Below are 23,836 nucleotides of genomic sequence, written 5' to 3'. Positions count from 1 at the left end.
GTATGCTGTCCGGTGCGACCCGTCCGACGGGTCGACTTCGCGCGTCCTCATCCCGCCGCAACGGCGGGGCGCTCGCCTCCTCGGTCCTGGCCCGCAACGGCCGGGGGAGTGGTGACGCAGGACGCCAGGGCGGACACCACCCGGTGCCCGCGACAACCGGAACACGCGCGGCCCACGGTCGCGCGCGCAAGCAGAGAGGCTGCAATGGCAGTCGTCAGCATGAAGCAGCTGCTCGACAGCGGCGTCCACTTCGGGCACCAGACCCGCCGCTGGAACCCGAAGATGAAGCGCTTCATCTTCACCGAGCGCAACGGCATCTACATCATCGACCTGCAGCAGACGCTCGGGTACATCGACAACGCCTACGAGTTCGTCAAGCAGACGGTCGCCCACGGTGGCTCGATCCTGTTCGTCGGCACCAAGCGTCAGGCGCAGGAGGTCGTCGCCGAGCAGGCCACGCGCGTGGGCATGCCCTACGTCAACCAGCGCTGGCTCGGCGGCATGCTCACCAACTTCCAGACGGTCTTCAAGCGCCTCGAGCGCCTCAAGGAGATCGAGGACATGGAGCAGACCGGTGTGCTGGTCAGCCTGTCCAAGAAGGAGCAGCTGGTCCTCAGCCGCGAGAAGGCCAAGCTCGACCGCTCCCTCGGCGGTATCCGCGACATGAAGAAGGTGCCCAGCGCCATCTGGATCGTGGACACCAAGAAGGAGCACATCGCCGTCGGCGAGGCCCGCAAGCTGAACATCCCCGTCGTCGCGATCCTGGACACCAACTGCGACCCCGACGAGGTCGACTACAAGATCCCGGGCAACGACGACGCGATCCGCAGCATCGCCGTGCTGACCCGCGTGGTCGCCGACGCCGTCGCCGAGGGCCTCATGGCCCGCTCGGCCGCGCAGGCCAACGCCGGCCGCGAGGACGGCGCCGAGCCCGTCATCGGTGGCGACCAGCCGCTGGCCGACTGGGAGCGCGAGCTGCTGACCGGTGGTGACGCCGCGGCCGCCCCGGCCGACGACGCCACCGCCACCCCGCTGCCGGAGACCCCGGCCGAGCCGCCCACGGTCACCGCCGAGGAGATCGCCCCGGTCGAGGGCGTCCCCGCCACCGGTAGCCCGGACACCGGCACCCAGGGCGCGCAGAACGGCTGATCGCCCGGCGCCGCCCCCGCTTCCGGGGGCGGTGCCGTGGCACGCCCTCACCACGCACCAAGACTTCTGAGGAGAAGGAACATGGCTGAGTTCACCGCAGCCGACGTCAAGCGTCTCCGCGACGCCACCGGCGCCGGCATGATGGACTGCAAGAAGGCCCTGACCGAGGCCGACGGCGACTACGACAAGGCCGTCGAGCTGCTGCGCGTCAAGGGCGCCAAGGACGTCGGCAAGCGCCTCGAGCGCTCGACGACCAACGGCATCGTCGTCAGCAAGGACGGCGCGCTGCTCGAGCTCGACTGCGAGACCGACTTCGTCGCCAAGAACGCCGACTTCATCAAGCTGGCCGAGCGCCTGCTCGAGATCGGCCTGCAGAGCAAGGCGGCCGACGCCGAGGCCCTGCTGGGTGCCGACGTCGACGGTCAGACCGTCGCCGCGCTCGTCGAGGGCGAGTCCGCCCGCATCGGCGAGAAGCTCGTGCTGAGCCGCTTCGCGATCTTCGAGGGCACCGTCGCCACGTACCTGCACAAGCGGGCCACCGACCTGCCCCCGGCCATCGGTGTCGCGGTGCAGTACAGCGGTGGGAGCGAGGAGGCGGCCCGCAGCCTGGCGATGCACATCGCCGCCGCGCGCCCCCGCTTCCTCACCCGCGAGGAGGTGCCGGCCGAGGCGGTCGAGACCGAGCGTCGCGTCGCCGAGCAGACGGCCAAGGAGGAGGGCAAGCCCGAGCAGGCGATCACGAAGATCGTCGAGGGTCGGGTCAACGCCTACTACAAGGACTTCGTCCTGCTCGAGCAGCCGTCGATCACCGAGCCCAAGCGCACGGTGAAGCAGATCGTCGACGAGGCCGGACTGACCGTCGAGCGCTTCGCGCGCTTCGAGGTCGGCCAGGCCTGAACCACGGCACGCACGTGAACGGCTCCGCTCCCGGCTCCGGGAGCGGAGCCGTTCGCATGTGCGGCAGGATCAACCAACTGATGTCGAACGAGGGATGACGCGTTGACCGAGACGACCGCACCACTGTCCGCGCCCACCGCGTTCCAGCCCGCCGACGGCCACGGCTACAAGCGCGTGCTGCTCAAGCTCTCGGGCGAGGCGTTCGGCGGCGGCAAGGTCGGCATCGACTCCGGCATCGTGCACAGCATCGCCCAGCAGCTGGCCGACGTCGTGGCCGGCGGCACGCAGGTCGCCGTCGTCGTCGGAGGCGGCAACTTCTTCCGCGGCGCCGAGCTCGCCCAGGCCGGCATGGACCGCCGGCACGCCGACTACATGGGCATGCTCGGCACGGTCATGAACGCGCTGGCCCTGCAGGCGTTCTGCGAGCAGGTGGGGCTGGAGACCCGGGTCCAGACGGCCATCACGATGGGCCAGGTCGCCGAGCCCTACATCCCGCGCAAGGCGGTGCGGCACCTGGAGAAGGGCCGGCTGGTCATCTTCGGCGCCGGCGCCGGCATGCCTTACTTCTCGACCGACACCGTCGCCGCCCAGCGTGCGATGGAGATCGGCTGCCAGGTGCTGCTGATGGCCAAGAACGGCGTCGACGGCGTCTACGACGACGACCCGCGCACGAACCCCGACGCGGTCATGTACCACGACCTGGACTACGCCACCGTCCTGGCCGACGAGCTCAAGGTCGCGGATGCGACGGCGATCAGCCTGTCCATGGAGAACCGGATGCCCATCGTCGTGTTCAACCTGCTGCGCGACGGCAACATCGCCCGGGCGACCGCAGGTGAGAGGATCGGCACGCTGATCAGCCAGCCGGCCTGACGCCGGCACGCACGGACCAGCGCACAGACGAGGACGACGGCGGCCGCGGTCCGGCCGCCGCAGGAGGGACAACCCGTGATCGACGACACCCTGCTCGATGCCGAGGAGCGGATGGACAAGGCTCTGTCGGTCGCCCGCGAGGACCTCGGTTCGGTCCGCACCGGACGGGCCGCGCCCTCCATGTTCAACAAGATCATGGTCGACTACTACGGGGCCTACACGCCGGTGCCGCAGATGGCCTCCATCACCGTGCCAGAGGCGCGCATGGCCGTCATCAAGCCCTACGACATGAGCCAGCTGACGGCCATCGAGCGGGCCATCCGGGACAGCGACCTGGGCGTCAACCCGACCAACGACGGCCAGATCCTGCGCGTGGTCTTCCCCCAGCTGACCGAGGAGCGTCGTCGTGACCTGGTCAAGCAGGCCCGGGCCAAGGGCGAGGACGCCAAGATCGCCATCCGCAACATCCGCCGCCGTGCCAAGGACGAGCTCGACCGCATCGCGAAGGACGGCGAGGCCGGCGAGGACGACGTCCGCCGCGCGGAGAAGGAGCTCGACAGCCTCACCGAGCAGCACGTGGCGCACGTGGACGAGGCCATGAAGAACAAGGAGACCGAGCTGCTCGAGGTCTGACCTCCGACGACGGCTCCGAGCTCATGACGCCTCCTCCCGCCGACCGCCCGGGCTCCCTGCGCCCGGGCTCGACGCCGTTCCCGTCCACCGGTCCGCGCGCAGCGACCGGGCGGTCCGTAGGTGACACCGGACCGGTGGCCCGGTCGCGGGCGGTGCCGCCGCTGCCGCCCCTGCCCTCCCGGTCGCCGGTGGAGGTGCCCGACGTGACGGTGGAGGTGCCCGCGGTCGTGCCGCCCGGTCCGGACGCGGTCGCCGACCTGCCCACCGGTGAGCTCCCGGGGGCCGAGGTGCCGGAGGCCGGGATGCCGGAGACCGAGAAGCCGGTGGGAGGACACGGCCGGGCGGGCCGCGACCTGCGCGCGGCGATCGGCGTCGGCCTGGCGCTGGTCGCGGTGATCATCGGCTCGCTGGTCGTGCGGCGGGAGGCCTTCGTCGGCCTGGTCGTCGTGGCGATCCTCATCGGCGTCGTCGAGCTGACGCGCGCGCTGCAGGCGGGGTCCTTCCGGGCGCCGCAGGTGCCCCTGCTGGTGGGCGCGGTCGCGATGCTGGTGCTCGCCTGGAGCCGCGGGCCGACCGGCCTGGTCACCGGGTTCCTGGTCACGGTGCTGGCCGTGCTGCTGTGGCGGCTCGGGGACGGCCCCGCCGGCTACCTCCACGACGCGGCCACCGGCGTCTTCGTCGCGCTGTACGTGCCGTTGCTCGCCGGGTTCGCCGTCCTGCTGGTCGTGCCCGACGACGGTGTGGCCCGGGTGCTGACCTTCATCGCCACCGTGGCGGCCAGCGACATCGGCGGCTACGCGGCGGGCGTGCTCTTCGGCAGGCACGCCATGGCGCCGTCGATCAGCCCGAAGAAGTCGTGGGAGGGCATGGCCGGCTCGGTGCTGGTCTGCGTGGCCGTCGGCGTCGCGCTCTTCACGCTCACCTTCCACGAGCCGTGGTGGGGCGGCGCCCTGTTCGGCGTCGCGATCGCCGTGTCGGCCACCATCGGCGACCTGGGCGAATCGCTCATCAAGCGCGACCTCGGCATCAAGGACATGGGGAACCTGCTCCCCGGGCACGGCGGGCTCATGGACCGACTCGACTCGCTGCTGCCCTCGGCCGCGGTCGCCTACCTGCTGCTCTCGCTCTTCGCCCCCGTCTAGGCCTCCCGGGTCACGGACCAGGTGCGCCCCAGGTCGGCGAAGCCGCGGCGGGCGTACCAGTGCCTCGGCCAGTCGTCGGCGGACGCCTCCAGCACCACGAGGTCGCACCCCGCGGCGCCGGCGAGCTCGAGGGCCCGGGCGACCAGTGCGTCGCCGTGTCCCCGCCCGCGGTGCGCCGGGTCGGTCATCACCGACTCGAGCGCCGCCGTGGCGCCGTCCACCCGCAGCTGCGCGGCGGCGACGACCCGGCCCTCCTCCCGCACCACGAGGTCGGTCACCGCGACGACGAGGTCGTTGAGCCGCTCGCGGCGGATCAGCTGGTCCACCACGGCGTCGAGGCGGTTCGGCGGCACGTCCAGATCGCGGCGCCAGGACCGGTCCCAGAGGTCGTGCACCCCGGTCTGCACGACCACCTCGACCCTGTCGGTGGGGGCGTCCGGCGGCGCGGCGGGGGAGCGGCCCATGAGCACCAGCTCCTCGGCCGCCCAGCCCTGGCGGGCCAGCGCAGCGGCGACCTGGCCGGCGCCGGGCCAGGTGAGCAGCGCGGCCCGGTGCGGCCAACCGGCGTTGCCGCCGACCTCCTCCGCGGCCGCGGCCACGGCTGCCGCGTCGACCGGCGTGCTCAGCACCAGGCGGTTGTTGTCGTGCGACGCCGGGACGTCGGGGTCGAGCACCGCCACACCGCCGGGGACGTCGCCCACGCCGACGGCCCGTCGGACCGGCACCGAGTTGTACAGCGCCACCGCCCGGCCGTGCCGGTCGCCGGGTGCGGGGAGCACCGGCTCCAGCGGCGGCCGGTACGGGACGACGGCGACGACGGCGCTGGTCGGCAGCGGGCCGTACAGGTGCGGGAACAGCATTCCGGGCGGGTCCTCGGGGCGGCCGGGCTCCAGGCGCACCGGGGCGGCCAGCCTGGCCGGGTCGACGACGAGCAGCACGAGGTCACGCCGGCCGGGGAACAGCGCCGTCGCCGGCAGGTGCACCTGCTCCGGGGTGGAGAGGTGCACGAAGCCCACCGCGTCGAGGGACGGCGGGCGCACCGCGCCCTCACGCAGCGCCTGCCGCCACGCGGCCGGTTCGATCAGATGGAGGACCACGTCCTCCCCACCCGTCGCGAGCTCAGAGTGGGACCCGGGACGCGGCCGAGCAGGGGAGGTCACCCTGCGATCCTGCCCTGGTGGCAGACCAGGACACCCAGGGCATCGCCCGCCGATACCGGGCCTTCGTCGCCGAGACCGCGCCCACCTCACCGCTGTATGCCCGACTGGCCGGGGAGGTGGCGGACTCCGGCGACGTCCTCTCCTTCCTGGCGACGCTGCCCTCAGGCAAACAGCAGCCGAACCTGCTGTTCGCCGCACTCCAGTTCCTGCACGGCGCACCCACCGGCGGCGCCGAGCTGCGCCGCATCGTCGCGGAGGACGCCGACCGGCTCCGGGACACCATGCTCACCCGCGCGACGCAGACCAACGAGCCGGCCCGGTGCGGTGCGCTGCTGCCGGTGCTCGCGCTGCTGGGCGGCCCGCTGGCGCTGGTCGAGGTGGGCGCTTCGGCCGGGCTGTGCCTCTACCCCGACCGGTACCACTACGAGTACGACGGAGCGCCCGTAGGACCGGACAGCCCCCTGCACCTGACCGTCTCGACGTCCGGTCCAGTGCCTGTGCCGCTGGACGTGCCCTCCGTGATCGCCCGCATCGGGGTCGACCTGAATCCGCTCGACCCGGCGGACGCCGACGACCGGGCCTGGTTGCGCGCCCTCGTCTGGCCCGGGCCGCACGCCGAGGAGCGGCTCCGCCGGATCGACGACGCGAGCGAGGTCGCGCGCACGGAACCCGCGCGGATGCTGACCGGCGACCTCCTCGACCGGCTGCCCGACGCCCTCGACCTGGTACCGGAGAACTGCACCGTCGTCGTCATGCACACTGCCGTGCTGCCGTACCTGTCGGAGGCGGCACGCGTCGCGTTCGTGGCACGGATGGACGACCTCCCGGTCCGCTGGCTGGCGCAGGAGGCGCCGGGGCTCGTCCCCGGAACCGGGAACCTGCAGGCGGACCCGCGACGACCGGAACTCGTCGTCTCCCTCGACGGGCGACCGCTGGCCCGGTCGGCGCCCCACGGCGGGTGGCTCGAATGGCTCCCGGATGGGCTGGGAGCATCCGGGGAGTGAGCGAGGACGAGCTGCCCGGCCCCACCGACTGGGGAGCGACCGTCGGCGTCGGGCCCTGGGACGGCCCGTGGCCCGAGGACCCGCGCTACGACCCCGAGCTGCTGGCCGGCGGCGACCGGCGCAACGTCGTCGACCGCTACCGCTACTGGACGGTGCCGGCGATCGTGGCGGACCTGGACCGGCGCCGGCACGAGTTCTCGGTGGCGATCGAGAACTTCGGCCACGACCTCAACATCGGCACGGTGGTGCGCACCGCCAACGCCTTCCTGGCCGCCGAGGTGCACATCGTCGGGCGGCGCCGCTGGAACCGGCGCGGGGCGATGGTCACCGACCGGTACCAGCACCTGCGCCACCACGCCGACGTCGGCGGGCTGCTGGCCGCCGCCGTAGAGGAGCAGCGGCAGGTCGTCGCCGTCGACAACTCACCCGGTGCGGTGCCGATCGAGACGGCGGACCTGCCGCGGCGCTGCCTGCTGCTGTTCGGCCAGGAGGGTCCCGGGCTGAGCGAGGAGGCGCGGGCCGGAGCGGATCTGACCGTGTCCATCGCCCAGTTCGGCTCGACGCGGTCGATCAACGTGGGGGTGGCGGCCGGCATCGCGATGCACGCCTGGATCCGGCAGCACGCGACGATCGGCTAGCCGGCGGACAGGGGCGGGTCGGCGTCGATGCCCCGTGCGGCGAGCGCCCGTTCGATCGCCTCGCAGACGGTGCGGACGACGTCGACCCGGGCCCACCGCTTGTCCTCGGCGGCGACCACGTGCCAGCGCCCCGCGGAGTGGTCGGTGCGATCGAGCATCTCCTGGACGGCGTCGGTGTACTCGGCGCGCTTGTCGCGGTTGCGCCAGTCCTCGTCGGTGAGCTTCCACGCCTTGTAGGGGTCGGCCTGCCGCGACTCGAAGCGGCGCAGCTGCTCCTCGGGCGAGACGTGCATCCAGAACTTGACCAGGACGGTGCCCTCGGCGGCCAGCGTCGTCTCCAGGTCGACGATCTCGCCGTAGGCCCGGCGCCAGGCGTCCTCCGGGGCGAAGCCCTCGACCCGCTCCACCAGCACCCGGCCGTACCAGGTGCGGTCGAGCACGGCCATGCCTCCCCAGCCGGGCAGCACCGGCCAGAACCGCCACAGGAAGTGGTGGCGCTTCTCGTCGTGCGTGGGGGCGGCGAACTGGGCCACCCGGACGTGCCGCGAGTCCAGCGGCTCGACCAGGCGCTGGATGGCCCCGCCCTTGCCGGAGGCGTCCCAGCCCTCGAACAGCACCAGCAGCGGCGGCCCCAGCTCGCCGGGGCCGATCTGGCCGCCCAGCAGCAGGCGCAGGTGGGTCAACCGCTCCTGCGCAGCGGCGAGCTGGTCCTTCGCCTCCTGCTTGCCGAGGGAGGCGGTCAGATCGACGTCAGCGAGCCGGCTCATGCCCGGTCACCCTGCCAGGGATCGACCGGCGGGGTGAGTTCGGTCTCCGGACCCGGTCGCCGGGCCCGCGGAGTGGGACGATGGGGCGGTTATGACTGCCCTGCCCCTGGTCTTCGACGCCCCCCGACGCGGCATGCCCCCGCGCCACCTCGCCGATCTCACCCGCGAGGAGGCCCGGACGGCGGTCGCCGAGCTCGGGCACCCGGCGTTCCGCGCCGACCAGCTGGCCCGGCACTTCTACCGCGGGGTGACCGACCCGGCGCAGATGACCGACCTGCCCGCCGACACCCGCCAGGCGCTCACCGAGGCGTTGCTCCCCGGGCTCCTCACCGTCGTCCGGCACCAGACGGCCGACGACGGGCGCACCCGAAAGACGCTGTGGCGGCTGCACGACGGCGCGCTCGTGGAGAGCGTGCTCATGCGCTATCCGGGCCGGGCCACGGTTTGCATCTCCAGCCAGGCCGGGTGCGGCATGGCCTGCCCGTTCTGCGCCACCGGCCAGCAGGGGCTCACCCGCAACCTGTCCGCCGCCGAGATCATCGGCCAGGCGGTCGCCGCGGCCGCGGCCATGGCGAACGGTGAGCTCGACGGCGGTCCGGGCCGGCTGTCCAACGTCGTCTTCATGGGCATGGGGGAGCCGCTGGCGAACTACGCCCGCGTGCGCAAGACGCTGGACGCGCTGCTCACCCCCGCGCCGCACGGCCTGGGCCTCTCCCAGCGGTCGGTCACCGTCTCCACCGTGGGCCTGGTGCCGGCCATCCGGCGGCTCACCGAGGAGGGGCGCAACGTCACCCTCGCCGTCAGCCTGCACGCGCCCGACGACGAGCTGCGCGACACCCTGGTGCCGATCAACACCCGCTGGAAGGTCGGCGAGGTCATCGACGCCGCCGACGCCTACGCGCGGAAGACCGGCCGCCGCTACTCCATCGAGTACGCCCTCATCCGCGACGTGAACGACCAGCCCTTCCGGGCCGATCTCCTCGGCCGGCTGCTGGCCGGCAAGCTCGCCCACGTCAACCTGATCCCGCTCAACCCCACCCCCGGCAGCAAGTGGGACGCCAGCCCGCTGCCCGCGCAGCGCGAGTTCGTGGCCCGGCTCCGCGCCGCAGGGGTGGCGACGACGGTGCGCGACACCCGCGGCCAGGACATCGACGGCGCCTGCGGTCAGCTCGCGGCGGCGGACAGCGTGAGCGTGCCCAGCGTCGCCCTCCCGATGCCGGCCGTCGAGCCGCCGGTCGAGCTGGGCGCCGAGGGCGACGAGTGACCTCCGGCGCCCCTACGGACGCCGAGGCGCACGAGCACTCGCACGCCGACGTCTCCGGCGGCTGGCTGCGGGCCGCCGTCTTCGGGGCCATGGACGGGCTGGTCACCAACACCGCCCTGGTCGCCGGCGTCGGCGGCGGTGGCGCCGCGCCGCGGGCGATCGTGCTCGCCGGCGTGGCCAGCCTGGTCGCCGGCGCCATCTCCATGGCGCTCGGCGAGTACACCTCGGTGAAGACGCAGAACGAGCAGCTCGAGCTCGAGGTCGAGAAGGAGCGCCGGGAGCTCGCGCGCAACCCCGTCGGCGAGCTCGACGAGCTGGTCGAGATGCTCCGGGTCCGTGGCGTCGACGACCGGCTGGCCCGCACGGTCGCCGTCCAGCTCTCCCGCGACCCGGAGACCGCCCTGCGGCTGCACGTCGTGGCCGAGCTCGGCCTGGACCCGGAGGACCGGCCCTCGCCGATGGTCGCGGCCGCGTCGTCGTTCGTGACCTTCGGCATCGGCGCGCTGATCCCGCTGCTGCCGTTCCTGGCCGGGGTCTCGGTGCTGTGGCCGGCGCTGGTCGCCGGCGGGATCGGGCTGCTGGCCGCCGGGGCGATCTCCTCCCGCTTCACCCCGCGCCCCTGGTGGTACTCCGGTGCCCGCCAGCTGCTCTTCGGCGCTGCGGCCGCCGGGATCACCTACCTGGTCGGCTCGGCCATCGGGGTCACGGTCGCCTAGCCGGAGAACAGGAAAGGGCCGGTCCCCGCGGGGGCCGGCCCTTCCTGTTCACGAGTTCCTAGCGGCTGCGCCAGGCGTTCCTCCGCCGGACGATGTCCCACACCAGGATGGTGACCAGCAGGAGGGCGGTGCCCAGGACGTACAGGTCCTCGACGCGGCCCTCGTGGTTGCCGATCAGGTAGCTGAGCACGACGAGGACGGTGATCCATGCGGCGCGGCGGCCGGCCTTGCCGGTCTCCCCGTGCCAGCCCCAGTCGGCCGGCTCCTCGTGCTCCACCGGGTGCGCACCGGCGCGGACCACGCCCTCCTCGCGCCCGGGCTGGTTGACCCGCTCGGTGGCCGGGTTGTCCTGCGCGATCCGGCTGCGGTGCAGTGCATCGCTCACGGCGTCGTCCTCCTCGCTGGCGCTCGTGCTGGTTCGCACGGTCTCGTCCCGCATTCTGTCAGGACTCCCTGCCGGGCACCCGGCGAGGTCACCCTCTCCGCGTGCCGCGGGAGTCGGGGAGGATGCAGCCGTGACGACGCTGCGCGAGGTGACCGTTCTCGGTTCGACGGGGTCGGTCGGCCGGCAGGCGATCGAGGTGGCTCAGCAGAACCCCGACCGGCTGCGGATCACCGGGCTGGCGGCCGGAGGGGGAGACGTCGCCCGGCTCGCCGAGCAGGCGCTGGCACTCGGCGTGCGCACGGTCGCCGTCGCCAAGGCCACCGCCGCGCAGGACCTGCAACTGGCCTTCTACGCCGCCGCCTCCAAGCGCGGGTGGTCCCGCGGCGAGTACTCGCTCCCCGAGATCCTCGCCGGCCCGCGCGCCGCGCAGGAGCTGGCCGCCCGTCCCGCCGACGTCGTCCTCAACGCCATCACCGGCTCGATCGGACTGGAGCCGACCCTGTCGGCCCTGCGGGCCGGCCGCACCGTCGCGCTGGCCAACAAGGAGTCCCTCATCGCCGGTGGGGAGCTCGTCCTCGCCGCCGCGGCCCCCGGCCAGCTGGTGCCCGTCGACTCGGAGCACTCGGCCCTGGCGCAGTGCCTGCGCGCCGGGCAGGCGAGCGAGGTGGCCCGGCTGGTGCTCACCGCCAGCGGCGGACCGTTCCGGGGACGCTCGGCCGCCGAGCTCGAGCAGGTCACCGTCGAGCAGGCGATGGCACACCCGACGTGGGACATGGGCCCGGTCATCACCATCAACTCGGCGACGCTGGTCAACAAGGGCCTCGAGCTGATCGAGGCGCACCTGCTCTTCGGCGTGCCCTACGCCGACATCGACGTGGTGGTGCACCCGCAGTCGATCGTGCACTCGATGGTGACCTTCGCCGACGGCGCCACCATCGCCCAGGCCAGCCCGCCGGACATGCGGCTGCCCATCGCACTGGGCCTGGCCTGGCCCGACCGGCTGCCCGAGGTGCAGCCGGCCCTGGACTGGACCGCGGCCAGCACCTGGGAGTTCCTGCCGCTGGACGAGGTGGCGTTCCCCGCGGTCCGGCTGGCCCGGGCGGCCGGCGAGGCCGGAGGCGTGGCCCCGGCGATCTACAACGCCGCCAACGAGGAGGCGGTCGCGGCCTTCACGGCGGGTCGCCTGTCGTTCCCAGGGATCGTCCAGCTCGTCGCGCGTACCCTCGAGGAGGCGCCGGACCTCGGCGTCCCCACGCGCGTCGAGGACGTCCTGGCCGCGGAGAAGTGGGCCCGGGAGCACGCCCGGGGACTCATCGCCGGAGGCTGAGCTGAGCGGGTTGCTGCTGACGATCCTCGGGATCGTCGCCTTCGCCGTGGGCCTGCTGTTCAGCATCGGCTTCCACGAGTTCGGCCACTTCTACTGGGCGCGGAAGTTCGGCATGCGCGTGCCGCAGTTCTTCGTCGGCTTCGGGCCGACGGTGTTCTCCCGCCGCTACGGGGAGACCGAGTTCGGCATCAAGGGCATCCCGCTCGGCGGCTACATCCGCATCGTCGGCATGATCCCGCCGGCCGAGGAGGGCGAGAGCAAGCGCGCCACCCGCATGCGCAGCTTCATCGCCGAGGTGCGCGGTCAGGCCCTGGACGACGTGCTGCCCACCGACGGCGACCGCGTCTTCTACAAGAAGCCCTGGTGGCAGCGGATCGTCGTCATGGCCGCCGGGCCGCTGCACAACCTGGTCCTGGCCGTCCTGTTCTTCACCATCGTGCTGACGGCCTTCGGCATCCCCGGGGCGACGACCACGATCAGCTCGCTCCCCGAGTGCGTGCTCCCGGCCGACGCCGAGGCCCGCACCTGCCCCGAGGACGCGCCCCCCTCGCCGGCCGCCGCCGCCGGCATCCAGGCCGGCGACACGATCGTCGCCATCGACGGCCGGGCGGTATCGGAGGTGGCCGACACCGGCCAGGACGACGAGGCGACCGGCTGGGGGCAGGTCCAGGACGCGATCCGGGAGAGCATCGACACCCCCGTCGTCCTCACCGTCGAGCGCGAGGAGGACGGCGCCACGCGGCAGCTCGACCTGACCGTCACCCCGATCGCCAACACCGTCCGTGTCGACGACGACGGCGACGGGGAGGCCGACGGCACCCGCACGGTCGGCTACGTGGGGGTCCAGGCCGCGCAGACCTACGTGCAGCAGCCGGTCACCGCGGTTCCGGGCTTCATCGGTGACTACGCCGTCCGGGCGGTCGACCGGCTGGCCGAGATCCCGCAGCGCGTCCCGGCGCTCTTCCGGGCCGCGTTCCTGGGGGAGGAGCGCGACCCGCAGGGGCCGATCGGCGTCGTAGGCGTCGGCCGGATCTCCGGCGAGGTCTTCGCGCTGGACCAGATCACCACCACCGAGAAGATCAGCACGTTCTTCCAGCTGCTCGCCGGGATGAACCTGGTGCTGTTCCTGTTCAATCTCCTGCCGATCTACCCGCTGGACGGCGGGCACGTCGCCGGCGCCCTGTACGAGAAGGCCCGGGCCAGCGTCGCCCGGCTGCGCGGACGGCCCGACCCCGGCCCCTTCGACATCGCCCGGCTGATGCCCGTGGCCTACGTCGTCGCCGGGCTCTTCCTGGTGCTGTCGGCGCTGCTGTTCATCGCCGACATCGTCAACCCGATCACCCTGGCCGGCTGAGCCGGCCGGGAGCCGATCAGCACGCCGGCGACCACGAGGGCCCCGGCGGCCAGTTCCACCGGGTCCAGCACCTCCCCGAAGGCGACCCACGAGGCGAGGACGCCGACCACGGGCACGAGCATCGAGAACGGTGCGACCACGTTCGACGGGTGCCGTGACAGCAGCGAGTTCCACGCGCCGTACCCGACGAGCGTGGCGACGACGACCACGTAGAGCAGCCCCAGGACCGCCGGCAGCGCCTCGGCGGTGGCGACGTCGGCCAGGGATCGGCCGATCCGGTCCGGACCTTCGACCACGAGCGCCAGTGCCAGCATCGGCAGCGGCGGCACGACCGCGGACCACAGCGTGAGGTGCAGACCGTTGGGGGCCTTGGCCTGCCGGCTGCAGACGTTCCCGATCGCCCAGCCCAGTGCCCCGCACAGGGTCAGGACGACGGGCAGCCACGCGGCGGTCTGCGAGCGGTGGACGGCTATGACGGCCAGGCCCGCGACCGCCACGGCAACACCGGCCAGCTGCCGGGCCGAGAGCTTCTCGTGCAGCCAGACGCCGGCCAGCAGCACGGTGAACGGCGCCGAGGCCTGGAGGACGAGCGAGGCCAGCCCGCTGGGCATCCCGGCGGCCATGCCGAGGTAGAGGAAGGCGAACTGCAGCAGCCCGATGCCCAGCCCGACGCCGATCAGCCAGCGGACCGGCACCGGCGGCCGGGGCACGAAGAGCAGGGCGGGCAGGGCCACCAGCGAGAACCGCAGGGCGACCATGAACAGCGGTGGGAAGTGCTCGAGGGCCAGCGCCGTCGCGGGGAAGTTGACGCCCCAGCAGACGGCGACGAGGCAGGCGAGCAGTCGGTCGCGGAGAGGCACGCCGACGAGCGTCGGGCCGGCGAGGGTGAAGGACAAGCGCAAATCGGTGCACCGACCATGTAGCGTCGCTTCATGGTCGATGACGGGCTTTGGGACCGGGTGGACGTCGCGCACCTCGCCGTCCTCCGCGAGCTGGCCGAGCACGGGTCGGTGACCGCGGTGGCCCGGGCCACGGTGCTCTCGCCGTCGGCGGTCTCCCAGCAGCTCAAGGTGCTGCAGCGGCGGCTCGGCCTCGTGCTGGTCGAGCGGGCCGGCCGCGGGGTGCGGCTGACCGACGCCGGCCGGGCGCTGGCCGGCATCGCGGCGAGCGTCTCCACCGCCCTGGCCACCGCCGAGGCCGACTGGCAGCGCTACCGCGGTGGGGTCGGCGGGACCGTCCGGCTGGCCACCTTCCACTCGGCCGGAGAGCTGCTCGTCCCCGGTCTCCTCGACCGCATGGCGCAGCACCCCGACGTCGTCCTGGAGACCTTCGACGAGGACGTGCTGCAGGACGACTTCGCGGGCCTCACCGCCGACTACGACGTCGTCGTCGCCCACCGGTCCGACGACGTCGTGCCGCCGCGGCGCGACGGCCTGGAGGTCCGCCTGCTGCTCCGCGAGCCGCTCGACGTCGCGCTGCCCCTGGACCATCCGCTCGCCGGGCGGGACCGGGTCACCCCGGCGGACGTGATCGACGAGGACTGGATCGTCCCGCCGCCCGAGTTCCCCATCGACCGGGTGCTGACCGCCCTCGCGGCGCAGGCGCGGTCACCGGTGCGCATCGTCCGCCGGACCACGCACCTGCCCCTGACCGAGAAGCTGGTCGCGCGCGGGCACGGCATCGCGCTGCTGCCGCGCCACACGACCCGGGACCGGGCCGAGGGCCGGCTGGCGCTGGTGCCCCTGGCCGACCTGCGGGCGGGCCGGGTCGTCGAGGCGCTGATGCGCCCCGACCGGGCCGCCCGGCGATCGGTGCAGGTCGTGCTCGACGCGCTGGTCGCCGAGGCCGCCTCCTACGCCGTCTGAGATCACTACGGCGTCCACCTCGTCGGGTGGCAGGCCGGTGGATACTGGACGGCATGGCCATCCCCGTCGGTCTCGGCATGCCTGCCGCGCCCCCGCCCGTCCTCGCTCCGCGGCGCAAGACCCGCCAGCTCGACGTGGGCGGCGTCGGCGTCGGCAGCGACTTCCCGGTCAGCGTGCAGTCGATGTGCACCACCAAGACCGCCGACATCAACGCCACCCTCCAGCAGATCGCCGAGCTGACCGCCTCGGGCTGCCAGATCGTGCGGGTCGCCGTACCGGACACCGACGACGCCGAGGCGCTCGCGACGATCGCGAAGAAGTCGCAGATCCCGGTCATCGCCGACATCCACTTCCAGCCGCGCTACGTGTTCGCGGCCATCGACGCCGGCTGCGCGGCGGTCCGCGTGAACCCCGGCAACATCAAGAAGTTCGACGACAAGGTCGGCGAGATCGCCCGGGCGGCCAAGGACGCGGGGACGCCGATCCGCATCGGGGTGAACGCCGGCTCCCTCGACAAGCGCCTGCTGGCGAAGTACGGCAAGGCGACGCCCGAGGCGCTGGTCGAGTCGGCGCTGTGGGAGTGCTCGCTGTTCGAGGAGCACGACTTCCGCGACATCAAGATCTCGGTCAAGCACAACGACCCGGTCGTCATGGTCCGCGCCTACGAGCTGCTCGCCGCGCAGTGCGACTACCCGCTGCACCTGGGCGTCACCGAGGCCGGCCCCGCCTTCCAGGGCACGATCAAGTCCGCCGTCGCCTTCGGTGCCCTGCTGTCCCAGGGCATCGGTGACACGATCCGCGTCTCCCTGTCGGCCCCGCCGGCCGAGGAGGTGAAGGTCGGCAACCAGATCCTGGAGTCGCTGAACCTCAAGCAGCGCGGCCTGGAGATCGTCAGCTGCCCCTCGTGCGGCCGCGCGCAGGTCGACGTCTACAAGCTGGCGAACGAGGTGACCGCCGGGCTCGAGGGCATGGAGGTGCCGCTGCGCGTCGCCGTCATGGGTTGCGTCGTCAACGGCCCCGGCGAGGCCCGCGAGGCCGACCTCGGGGTGGCGTCGGGCAACGGCAAGGGGCAGATCTTCGTGAAGGGCGTGGTCGTCAAGACCGTGCCGGAGTCGATGATCGTCGAGACGCTCATCGAGGAGGCCATGCGCATCGCGGAGCAGCAGACCGACGCCGGCGTTCCCTCCGGGCCGCCCGTCGTCTCCGTCAGCTGACCGGCCCGCACCCGTCCGCTGCCCGTGCTCCGATCGCCCACCGCCCGCGTCCTCGACGAGGGTGACGAGCCCGCCGTCCACCGGCTGCTGGCCACCGACCCGGTGGCGGCCTGCGTGCTGGCCGGCCGGGTCGAGCTCACCGGCACCGCGCCGGTGGCCGTGGGGGCGCCCCTGTGGGGGTTCGGCTCGGGCCGGTCCCTGGAGGCGGTCTGCCTCGCCGGCGCGAACCTGATCCCCTTCGCCGTCCCGGGCGCGGAGCGCGCCGCCGCGGCTGCCTTCGCCGAGCTCGCCCGCCGGGCCGGGCGCCGGTGCAGCACGATCGTCGGCCCCGCAGCCTCCGTGGCGCCGCTGTGGGACCTGCTGGCGCCGTACTGGGGGCCGTGCCGGGACCACCGGGCCCGGCAGCCGTTGCTGGCCATCGACGGCCCTCCGGCGATCGCGCCGGAGACGCGGGTGCGCCCGGTGCGGACCGACGAGCTCGACATCCTCCTGCCGGCCGCCGTCGCCATGTTCACCGAGGAGATCGGCGTCAGCCCGCTGCGCATCGACGGCGGCGCGGGTTACCGCGCCCGGCTGGCCGAGCTGGTGCGCGCCGGCCGGTCCCTGGCCTGGATCGAGGACGGGCAGGTCGTCTTCAAAGCCGAGATCGGCGCCGTGAGCCGGGCGGCCTGCCAGGTGCAGGGCGTGTGGGTCGCGCCCCAGCACCGCGGCGCCGGCATCGGTGCGGCCGGGACCGCCGCCGTCGTCGAGTACGCCCGGTCGACCGTCGCCCCCGTGGTCAGCCTGTACGTGAACGACTTCAACGCCACCGCCCGCGCGGCCTACCGCAGGGTCGGTTTCCGCGAGGTCGGCCAGTTCTCCAGCGTGCTGTTCTGAAGAAGGACCCCCCGCCCCCCACGACTCGCAAGCTCGCCGCGGGCCCCTGCGGAGGGCCGTCTGACAGGCTGCCCTGGTGCGCGCGCGATCCGGCTCCGTCCTGCTGACCTCGTTCCTGCTCGCCGGGCCCGTCCTGGCCGCCTGCTCCGGCGGCGGTGAGGACGAGGTGCGGGAGGCCGCGCAGGCATTCCTCGACGAGTGGGCCGGGGGCGACGCGGCCGGCGCCGCGGCCGCGACCTCCGACCCGGACGCTGCCACCGCACTGCTGGAGCAGACCGCGACCGACCTGCCCGATGCGGAGCTGTCCGCCGAGCTCGGCGACGTCACCGTCGAGGACGGGACGGCGACCGCGGACTGGACGGCGACGTGGGACCTGGCCGCCGCACCGGACTGGACCTACGACGCCTCGCTGCAGCTCGAGGAGGGCGACGACGGCTGGGAGGTCGTCGCCGAGCCGACCCTCGTGCACCCCGAGCTGGGCGAGGGCCAGCACCTGGAGCTGGACCGCAGCCTGCCGGAGCGCGCCCCGATCACCGACGCGTCCGGCGCGCCCCTGTTCACCCCGACCGAGGTCGTCAACGTCGGGGTCGACCCCGGGAAGGTGACCGACCTGCCGGCGCTGGCGGCGGAGTTGTCGGCCGCGACGGGCGTCTCCGCCGAGGACATCACCGCCGACGTCCAGGCCGCTCCGGCCGGGCAGTTCGTCCCGATCATCACGCTGCGCCGGCCGGACTTCGAGGCCATCCGCGCGCGGGTGTTCGACCTGCCCGGCACGGTCTTCCCGACGGACACCCGGCTGCTGGCCCCGACGCCGCGCTTCGCCGAGGCGCTCCTCGGCCGGGTGGGCGCGGCGACCGCCGAGATCCTGGAGGAGTCGACCGAGGACGGCGAGGCCCGCTACGCCGCCGGTGACCAGCTCGGCACCTCGGGTCTGCAGCGGGCCTTCCAGGACCAGCTGTCCGGCACCGCCGGGTTCACCGTCCGCGTCACGGCCCTGGACGAGAGCATCGGGGACGAGGGTCGCGAGATCGCCGCCGTCGAGCCGGTGCCGGGCGAGCCGGTGCAGACCCCCCTGGTCCCGGCCGTCCAGAGCGCGGCCGACTCCGCCGTCGCCGGCGAGGCCCGGGCCACGCACCTCGTGGTGGTGCGCCCCGGCACCGGCGAGCTCCTCGCCGTCTCCTCCAACGAGGTGGCCGACGCGGGCAACGCGCTCGCCGGCAACTTCCCGCCCGGCTCGAGCATGAAGGCCATCACCGCCACCGCGCTGCTCTCGACCGGTGCGCTGACGCCCACCGACACCGTGCCCTGCCCCGGGACGACGGTCGTCGAGGGGCGCGAGTTCGAGAACCAGGACCAGTTCGACCTGGGCACCGTGCCGTTCACCGAGGCCTTCGCCCAGTCGTGCAACACGACCTTCATCCAGCAGGGCCTGGAGCTGCCCGACCCGGCCCTGGCCGAGGCCGCGGCGTCGTACGGGGTGGGCACCGACTGGCAGCTGCCCGTCGACGTCTTCTCCGGCAGCGTGCCCGGGGACAGCACCGGCACCACGAAGGCCGCGAACATGATCGGCCAGGGGCAGGTGCTCATGAGCCCGGCCCAGATGGCGCTGGTGGCCGCCGGCATCGCCAGCGGCACCCCGGCGGCTCCGGTCGAGATCGTCGGCGCGGAGCCGTCCGGTCCGGCACCTGCCGGCCCCGGCCAGGAGGTCCTCGACGCCCTCCGGCCGCTGATGCGGCAGGTGGTCCTGACCGGTACCGCCACCGCCCTGGCCGACCGCGGTGAGGTCTACGGCAAGACCGGGACGGCGGAGTTCGGCACCAACACCCCGCCCGACTCGCACGGCTGGTTCGTCGGCTACCGGACCGGTGGCGCGGCGGGGCCGATCGCCTTCGCCGTCCTCGTCGAGGGCGGTCAGTCCAGCAGCGCGGCGGTCGCCGTGACCGACGCCTTCCTCGGCGCCCTGGGTTAGCAGAAGGACCCCGCTGCCCCCCGTCCCTCGCGCGCTCGGGCCGGGCCCCTGCAGCGGGGCCGCGGAGGACGGGGTCCTCTTACTGCGGGGGGAGCCCCGGCAGGGCCCGGGTGACCGGGTTCTGCCCGGCCGTGGTGCGCCACCCCACTGCCCGCACCTCGGCACCGGTGAGCGCCTCGACCGCGAGCTCGCGCGTGGTGCGCTCGGCGGCCTGGTCGAGCACCCGCACCCAGGCGGCGGCCGCGCCGTCCTCCAGGACGACGGCCAGGGCGGCGGCGTCGGTGGGCGACAGCACCGGGAAGGGCAGCGCGTAGGCGCCCTCGGCTGCGGCCGGCTCCACCGAGCGCTGCGAGAGCAGCGTGACCACGGAGTCACGGACGTCGCGGTGGGCGGCCTCGGCGCTGGCCGCCGTGCCCTGGTCGGCGGCCGTCAGTGCCGCTCCGACGACGCCGTAGCCCCACACCGCCGCGTGCCCCGCGGCCAGGGCCAGGCCGAGCGCCTCGTTCTCGGCGGCCAGGTCCTCGGTGCCCTCGTCAGCCATTGCCCGTTCCCGTCATGCCAGTCGTCCGTCTTGTCCGCGCAGTCCGGCGGAGATCGAGCCCAGCAGGGCCGCCCGTGCGCCGGACTGGTTCACGCAGGCGGTCGCGTGCGAGGTCGCCGCGGCCGCCACCTGGGCGCGCAGCCACGAGCGGGCCTCCGCCTGCGACGGCGGGGTTCCGGGGGAGGTCGAGCTCGGTGTCGCCCCCGGTGCCGCGTCCCGCAGGCGCTCGAGCTGCTCGCCGGCCTGGGCCGCCAGCTCCGCCACCTGGCCGGCCAGTGCCGGATCGGCCGCCCCGGCCGCCGTGAAGGCGGCGACGAGGGTCTCCTGCACGGCGACCTGGCCCAGCAGCTCGTCGGCCTGCTTCCCGGTCACCCGCTCGCGCTCGTCCGGCGGGGACGAGGTGCACCCGGCCGCGACCAGCGCCAGCGCGGCCGTCGAGGCGGCCAGCAGGGTGCGCCGGGAGAAGCCCCGGGTACCGGGGGAGGGGAGGGCGGACATCGGTCCCATCCTGGCAGCCGCGGGCCGCCGGGGTCGGCACGTACCGACCGGGCGCGTTCCGCGTCGGCTCCGCAGGTCTTCGCCGCCCCGTCCGCCCCTCGCGCCCCACCGGTCGGGGAGGGCTCCCGGCCGGTGCCCGATCCCGTGCCCACCCGCCGGGCGGTAACCTGACCTCTTCCCCTCGGAATCCCTTCCCGGCAGCGCCGGGGGCGGGCCCGGGGACGCGCCCCGCACCCTGCGGCCGCCCGAGCCTGGAGGAGGTAGCCGTGTCCGCCTCTCGTGGCACCCCCCGCACCGACCCCGCCACCGCCCGGCTGGCCGGCTGGATCGAGCCCGTCGTCGCGGGCGCCGGCTACGACCTGGAAGAGCTCGTGGTGACCCCGGCCGGACGGCGCAGCGTCGTCCGCGTGGTCGTGGATCGCGACGCGGGGGTGACCCTCGACGACATCGCCGAGGTGAGCCGCGCGGTCTCCGAGGTCCTCGACACCAACGACGACGGGATGGGCCGGACGCCCTACGTCCTGGAGGTCACCAGTCCCGGGGTCGATCGCCCGCTGACCGACCAGCGGCACTGGCGGCGCAACACCGGACGCCTGGTCGCCGTGGCCGTGGGCCCGGCCGGCGCCACCGAGCAGGTCACCGGCCGCATCACCGCCGTGGACGACGCCGGCGTGACGCTCGCGGTCGAGGCGCAGGGCAAGCCGGGCGCGAAGAAGCGCGCGCCCACGCCGCGCCAGGTGCCGTGGGCCGAACTGGGCGCCGGGCGGGTGCAGGTGGAGTTCGCACGCGCCGGGCACGCCGACGAAGGCGTGGGTCTTGACGACCTGACCGAGGACGACCTGATCGAGGACGACCTGATCGAGGACGACCTGCTGGAACTGACCGACGACGACGTGATGGACGACCCGGAGCCCGGCGAGGACGCCGTGCCCGGGAACGCGCCGCAGGCGCGAGGAGGAGCACAGTGAACATCGACGTCACCGCGCTCAAAGCGGTCGAGCGGGAGAAGGGCATCCCCGCCGACACGGTGATCGAGGCGATCGAGACCGCCCTGGTGACCGCGTACCGGCACGCCGACGGCGCGGCCAAGCACGTCCGCGTCCACGTGGACCGCAAGAGCGGCGAGGTCGCCGTGCTCGCCCAGGAGCTCGGACCCGAGGGCGAGGTCGTGCGGGAGTGGGACGACACCCCCACCGACTTCGGCCGGATCGCGGCCAGCACCGCCAAGCAGGTCATCGTGCAGCGCCTGCGCGACGCCGAGCACGAGCAGACCTTCGGCGAGTACGCCGGCAAGGAGGGCGACATCGTCAGCGGCATCGTGCAGGCGCACGACCGCCGCAACGTGCAGGGCACCGTGCTGGTCGACATCGGCAAGGTCGAGGCCGTCCTGCCCCCGACCGAGCAGGTCCCCGGCGAGGACTACGCCCACGGCAGTCGGCTCAAGGCCTACGTGGTGTCCGTGGCGCGCACCTTCCGCGGGCCGCAGGTCACCGTCTCGCGCACCCACCCGCACCTGGTGCGCAAGCTGTTCGCCCTGGAGGTGCCCGAGGTCGCCGACGGCAGCGTCGAAATCGTGGCGGTCGCCCGCGAGGCCGGCGCCCGCTCGAAGATCGCCGTCCGCACCAAGGTGCCGGGGCTCAACGCCAAGGGTGCCTGCATCGGCCCGATGGGCCAGCGGGTGCGGAACGTCATGAGCGAGCTGCACGGCGAGAAGATCGACATCGTCGACTGGTCGGACGACCCGGCCACCTTCGTGGCGCAGGCGCTGAGCCCCGCCCGTGTCACCGAGTCCCGCGTCGTCGACGCCCAGGCGAAGGCCGTGCGCGTGGTGGTGCCGGACTACCAGCTGTCGCTGGCCATCGGCAAGGAGGGGCAGAACGCCCGCCTGGCCGCCCGGCTGACCGGCTGCCGGATCGACATCCGCAGCGATGCCCAGGCCGAGGACGCCGCCGCCGCACCCTCCCCGGGTGTGGGGCGGGCACCCCTCCGTTCCGGGGCGCCGGCTCCCTCGGCAGGGGGACGTCCGAGCGCCCACCGTCCTCCGCCCCGACGCGTGGAACATCGCGGACCCACGACGCGCTAGAGTGCAGGGTGGCCGAAACGTCGATCCCGGAGCGCACCTGTGTGGGCTGCCGACGACGCGCTCCGGTCACCGATCTGCTGCGTGTCGTCGTGAGAGCCGGGGCCCTGGTCCCGGACCCGCGACGGCGGCTCCCCGGAAGGGGGGCGTCGGTGCACCCCACTCCGGAGTGCCTGGGCGCAGCGGAGCGACGCCGGGCCTTCACCCGGGCGCTGCGCCTCCCCGGGGGCAGCCCCCTGGAGGCCGGTCCGCTCCGGGACCACGTCCTCGGCGCCTCCTCGGAGGCCGCCGGGCCGGGGGCCCGGACGGGCGAGTGAGTGCGGCACCGCCGCGCTCGACCTCATCAGCAGTTCCAACGTCGGATCGGCACCAGGCCGGTCCGCATGTCGACAGGACGTCGTCGGATGACTCAGCCGTGAAGTTCTCACGATGACCATGCGCCACTAACGACGAGGTCGAGCGGGCAAGCCGCCGGCCTCACAAAGAGGAGACCCGTGCCAGGCAAAGCCCGCGTACACGAACTCGCCAAGGAGTTCGGTGTCGACAGCAAGACCGTGCTCGCCACGCTCAAGGAGCAGGGCGAGTTCGTGAAGTCCGCCTCGTCGACCGTCGAGGCCCCCGTGGCCCGGCGGCTCCGCGAGGCCCTCGGTGCCGCCACCGGCGCCGCAGCCCCCAGCGCTCCCGCCCCGGCGGCCCGTCCGGGTCCGGCGTCGGCCCGTCCGTCCGCGCCGACCCCCGGTCCGCGTCCCGCCGCACCCGCTCCGCAGGCGCCCGCGCCCGTGCAGCAGGCTCCGGCGGCTCCGGCGGCTCCGGCCGCCCCCGCTCCCGGCCCGCGATCGGCCGCGCCTGCTCCGCAGGCACCGGCCGCCGCCGCTCCGACCCAGCAGCCCCCGACGGCCCGTCCGGCCGCACCGCGTCCGGCTGCAGCCGGCGGCGGCGCGCCCGCCGGCGCCGGTCCGCGGCCCGGACCCCGTCCGGCTCCGCGTCCGGGCAACAACCCGTTCAGCTCCCCCCGTCCGGCCGCACCCCCGGCTGCCTCGTCCGGCCCCGGACCGGGTGCCGGTCCCGGCGCGGGTCCGCGTCCGGGCCCGGCCGCTCCCGGCGCCCGTCCGGCTCCGGGCGGTCCCCGTCCCGCGGCCGGTCCCGGTGGCCCGCGCCCCGGTCCCGGTGGCCCGCGCCCCGCTCCCGGTGCGGGCGGCCCCCGTCCGGGTCCCGGCGCCGGTGGTCCGCGTCCGAACCCGGGCATGATGCCGCAGCGTCCGGCGCCGGGCATGTCGCCCGGCCGTCCCGGCGGCGGCGGTCGTCCCGGCGGCCCCGGTGGGCCCGGTGGGCGCACCGGTGGTCCCGGCGGCGGTGGCCGTCCCGGTGGTCCCGGTGGCGGCGGCGGCTTCCGTCCCGGTGGCGGCGGCGGTGCCCCTGGTGCCGGCGCTCCGGCCGGTGGTGGCTTCCGTGGCGGCGGTGGACCGCGTGGCCGTGGCCGTGGC

General features: G+C 74.2%; 24 protein-coding genes and 1 pseudogene. 19 read left to right on the top strand and 6 right to left on the bottom strand.

All coding sequences use genetic code 11. The annotated features are described in order from the left end of the window. Positions 1-204 precede the first annotated feature (204 nt). The 5 genes from rpsB to BLS70_RS06765 all read left to right on the top strand — a co-directional run bounded on the left by rpsB (position 205) and on the right by BLS70_RS06765 (position 4,694). Positions 205-1,149 (top strand): 30S ribosomal protein S2, encoded by a 945-nt coding sequence (gene rpsB / locus BLS70_RS06785; RefSeq protein ID WP_091764948.1) that lies wholly within the window; start codon positions 205-207, stop codon positions 1,147-1,149. A gap of 81 nt (positions 1,150-1,230) precedes the next feature. Continuing rightward, positions 1,231-2,046 carry a translation elongation factor Ts gene (tsf, locus tag BLS70_RS06780; protein WP_091764945.1) on the top strand — a complete coding sequence of 272 codons (816 nt, stop codon included), beginning with the start codon at positions 1,231-1,233 and terminating at the stop codon, positions 2,044-2,046. A gap of 102 nt (positions 2,047-2,148) precedes the next feature. After that, positions 2,149-2,919, top strand: a complete 771-nt coding sequence (pyrH, locus tag BLS70_RS06775; protein ID WP_255362286.1) for a UMP kinase — start codon at positions 2,149-2,151, stop codon at positions 2,917-2,919. Positions 2,920-2,994: 75 nt separating this feature from the next. Next, the gene (frr, locus tag BLS70_RS06770; protein WP_091764942.1) at positions 2,995-3,552 is read left to right on the top strand and encodes a ribosome recycling factor; all 558 of its coding nucleotides are present in this window, start codon (positions 2,995-2,997) and stop codon (positions 3,550-3,552) included. A 134-nt stretch (positions 3,553-3,686) separates the two neighbouring features. After that, a complete protein-coding gene (locus tag BLS70_RS06765) occupies positions 3,687-4,694 on the top strand; it encodes a phosphatidate cytidylyltransferase (RefSeq protein ID WP_255362285.1) in 1,008 nt (335 codons plus the stop codon). Here the strand turns inward: BLS70_RS06765 and BLS70_RS06760 are convergent. Then, positions 4,691-5,791 carry a GNAT family N-acetyltransferase gene (locus BLS70_RS06760; RefSeq protein WP_176946317.1) on the bottom strand — a complete coding sequence of 367 codons (1,101 nt, stop codon included), beginning with the start codon at positions 5,789-5,791 and terminating at the stop codon, positions 4,691-4,693. The genes BLS70_RS06765 and BLS70_RS06760 overlap by 4 nt on opposite strands. A gap of 80 nt (positions 5,792-5,871) precedes the next feature. Here BLS70_RS06760 and BLS70_RS06755 point away from each other — a divergent pair, with 80 nt between their 5' ends. After that, entirely contained in the window at positions 5,872-6,858 is a 987-nt protein-coding gene (locus BLS70_RS06755) for a DUF2332 domain-containing protein (protein WP_255362284.1), read from the top strand. Then, entirely contained in the window at positions 6,855-7,496 is a 642-nt protein-coding gene (locus BLS70_RS06750) for a TrmH family RNA methyltransferase (RefSeq protein ID WP_255362283.1), read from the top strand. The genes BLS70_RS06755 and BLS70_RS06750 overlap by 4 nt, the downstream gene beginning before the upstream one ends. On the opposite strand, the gene BLS70_RS06745 is transcribed toward BLS70_RS06750, so the two are convergent. After that, positions 7,493-8,263 carry a polyphosphate kinase 2 family protein gene (locus BLS70_RS06745; protein WP_091764935.1) on the bottom strand — a complete coding sequence of 257 codons (771 nt, stop codon included), beginning with the start codon at positions 8,261-8,263 and terminating at the stop codon, positions 7,493-7,495. The two genes, BLS70_RS06750 and BLS70_RS06745, sit on opposite strands and share 4 nt — an antisense overlap. A 91-nt stretch (positions 8,264-8,354) precedes the next feature. On the opposite strand from BLS70_RS06745, the gene rlmN reads away from it, so the two are divergent. Next, positions 8,355-9,527, top strand: a complete 1,173-nt coding sequence (gene rlmN / locus BLS70_RS06740) for a dual-specificity RNA methyltransferase RlmN (RefSeq protein WP_091764931.1) — start codon at positions 8,355-8,357, stop codon at positions 9,525-9,527. Beyond that, on the top strand, positions 9,524-10,243 hold the full coding sequence (locus BLS70_RS06735) for a VIT1/CCC1 transporter family protein (RefSeq protein ID WP_091764928.1): 720 nt from the start codon (positions 9,524-9,526) through the stop codon (positions 10,241-10,243). The genes rlmN and BLS70_RS06735 overlap by 4 nt, the downstream gene beginning before the upstream one ends. Before the next feature lie 58 nt (positions 10,244-10,301). Here the strand turns inward: BLS70_RS06735 and BLS70_RS06730 are convergent, their stop codons facing one another. Further along, a complete protein-coding gene (locus BLS70_RS06730) occupies positions 10,302-10,628 on the bottom strand; it encodes a DUF2631 domain-containing protein (protein WP_255362282.1) in 327 nt (108 codons plus the stop codon). A 130-nt stretch (positions 10,629-10,758) separates the two neighbouring features. Here BLS70_RS06730 and dxr point away from each other — a divergent pair, with 130 nt between their 5' ends. Together dxr and BLS70_RS06720 are read left to right on the top strand one after the other, a co-directional pair. Then, positions 10,759-11,955 (top strand): 1-deoxy-D-xylulose-5-phosphate reductoisomerase, encoded by a 1,197-nt coding sequence (dxr, locus tag BLS70_RS06725; protein WP_091764926.1) that lies wholly within the window; start codon positions 10,759-10,761, stop codon positions 11,953-11,955. Between the two features lie 10 nt (positions 11,956-11,965). After that, on the top strand, positions 11,966-13,309 hold the full coding sequence (locus tag BLS70_RS06720) for a M50 family metallopeptidase (RefSeq protein ID WP_091764925.1): 1,344 nt from the start codon (positions 11,966-11,968) through the stop codon (positions 13,307-13,309). Here the strand turns inward: BLS70_RS06720 and BLS70_RS06715 are convergent. Further along, a complete protein-coding gene (locus BLS70_RS06715) occupies positions 13,225-14,169 on the bottom strand; it encodes an EamA family transporter (protein WP_091765900.1) in 945 nt (314 codons plus the stop codon). The genes BLS70_RS06720 and BLS70_RS06715 overlap by 85 nt on opposite strands. 72 nt (positions 14,170-14,241) lie before the next feature. On the opposite strand from BLS70_RS06715, the gene BLS70_RS06710 reads away from it, so the two are divergent. The 4 genes from BLS70_RS06710 to BLS70_RS06695 all read left to right on the top strand — a co-directional run bounded on the left by BLS70_RS06710 (position 14,242) and on the right by BLS70_RS06695 (position 19,233). Beyond that, positions 14,242-15,174 carry a LysR family transcriptional regulator gene (locus tag BLS70_RS06710; RefSeq protein WP_218122312.1) on the top strand — a complete coding sequence of 311 codons (933 nt, stop codon included), beginning with the start codon at positions 14,242-14,244 and terminating at the stop codon, positions 15,172-15,174. A gap of 53 nt (positions 15,175-15,227) precedes the next feature. Beyond that, on the top strand, positions 15,228-16,388 hold the full coding sequence (gene ispG / locus BLS70_RS06705) for a flavodoxin-dependent (E)-4-hydroxy-3-methylbut-2-enyl-diphosphate synthase (RefSeq protein ID WP_091764923.1): 1,161 nt from the start codon (positions 15,228-15,230) through the stop codon (positions 16,386-16,388). Between the two features lie 24 nt (positions 16,389-16,412). After that, entirely contained in the window at positions 16,413-17,264 is an 852-nt protein-coding gene (locus tag BLS70_RS06700; protein WP_091764922.1) for a GNAT family N-acetyltransferase, read from the top strand. 76 nt (positions 17,265-17,340) lie between these two features. Next, complete coding sequence (locus BLS70_RS06695) at positions 17,341-19,233, top strand: penicillin-binding transpeptidase domain-containing protein (protein ID WP_091764921.1); 1,893 nt, start codon at positions 17,341-17,343, stop codon at positions 19,231-19,233. 79 nt (positions 19,234-19,312) lie between these two features. On the opposite strand, the gene BLS70_RS06690 is transcribed toward BLS70_RS06695, so the two are convergent. Together BLS70_RS06690 and BLS70_RS06685 are read right to left on the bottom strand one after the other, a co-directional pair. Further along, the gene (locus BLS70_RS06690) at positions 19,313-19,774 is read right to left on the bottom strand and encodes a ferritin-like domain-containing protein (protein ID WP_091764920.1); all 462 of its coding nucleotides are present in this window, start codon (positions 19,772-19,774) and stop codon (positions 19,313-19,315) included. A 12-nt stretch (positions 19,775-19,786) separates the two neighbouring features. Further along, on the bottom strand, positions 19,787-20,272 hold the full coding sequence (locus tag BLS70_RS06685; protein ID WP_091764919.1) for a hypothetical protein: 486 nt from the start codon (positions 20,270-20,272) through the stop codon (positions 19,787-19,789). A gap of 266 nt (positions 20,273-20,538) precedes the next feature. Here BLS70_RS06685 and rimP point away from each other — a divergent pair, with 266 nt between their 5' ends. The 4 genes and pseudogenes from rimP to BLS70_RS21245 form a co-directional block, all read left to right on the top strand. Next, positions 20,539-21,240, top strand: a complete 702-nt coding sequence (gene rimP / locus BLS70_RS06680; protein ID WP_091764918.1) for a ribosome maturation factor RimP — start codon at positions 20,539-20,541, stop codon at positions 21,238-21,240. Then, positions 21,237-22,355, top strand: coding sequence for a transcription termination factor NusA (nusA, locus tag BLS70_RS06675; RefSeq protein WP_091764917.1), 1,119 nt, complete (start codon positions 21,237-21,239; stop codon positions 22,353-22,355). Before rimP ends, nusA begins: the two co-directional genes overlap by 4 nt. Positions 22,356-22,363: 8 nt before the next feature. Then, complete coding sequence (locus BLS70_RS06670; RefSeq protein WP_091764916.1) at positions 22,364-22,669, top strand: YlxR family protein; 306 nt, start codon at positions 22,364-22,366, stop codon at positions 22,667-22,669. A 177-nt stretch (positions 22,670-22,846) separates the two neighbouring features. Continuing rightward, positions 22,847-22,990: pseudogene (locus BLS70_RS21245) on the top strand (translation initiation factor IF-2 N-terminal domain-containing protein); the annotation flags it as partial. Positions 22,991-23,836: the final 846 nt, after the last annotated feature.

The organism is Blastococcus aurantiacus, from assembly GCF_900102425.1.
Classification (GTDB): Bacteria; Actinomycetota; Actinomycetes; order Mycobacteriales; family Geodermatophilaceae; genus Blastococcus; species Blastococcus aurantiacus.
The sequence above is the reverse complement of the archived record's forward strand: the minus strand, read 5'-3'. Positions and strand labels throughout refer to the sequence as shown.